1 protein-coding gene is annotated in these 463 nt (G+C 52.5%); it reads left to right on the top strand.

Translation table 11 applies throughout. The features are described from left to right. Positions 1-422 (top strand): hypothetical protein (locus AB4Y92_RS25725; RefSeq protein WP_441822195.1); only part of this gene is annotated, 422 nt, incomplete at its 5' end. Positions 423-463: the final 41 nt, after the last annotated feature.

The raw sequence follows: 463 nt of genomic DNA, 5'->3' as shown, positions 1-463 counted from the left end.
GTCGAAGGATGTCCACATCGGAATTGAGCGAACTCGCTCTAGATGCTGCCATGCAAGTCGAAGACGTCCTGCGGAACCGAAGCCGCCAGCTTGATAGCGTTAAGACGTTGATGCAAGCGCTGCTGAGGACTGTTACATCGACATCTGGAGATGTTGCTGATCGCTTCGATTTGGCCCTTTTGCCGATCTATGAAACTGCCCTAGGCGCTGCAGTCGCGAAGCCCGAAAAGGTAAGGGACTTTAAGCACCGCGTAAGCGAAATACTCGCAAATTTCGTAGAGGCAGACCCGTCGAAAGGGGACGAGTACCTTTCGAAGTTGCGTGACTTTTGCGTCTCTGTGCATGATCAGGCTCTATCGCAGCGAATCGATCTACTGAGGGCCTCTCAACAGCATGGCGGAATCGCTATTCGAGCCTACTGACGCTGCAGTTAACGCTTGCGCGAAGTTAGATAGGATTATCG

This window comes from Lysobacter sp. TAB13, from assembly GCF_052113885.1.
In the GTDB taxonomy this organism is placed as follows: domain Bacteria; phylum Pseudomonadota; class Gammaproteobacteria; order Xanthomonadales; family Xanthomonadaceae; genus Lysobacter; species Lysobacter gummosus.
The sequence above is the reverse complement of the archived record's forward strand: the minus strand, read 5'-3'. Positions and strand labels throughout refer to the sequence as shown.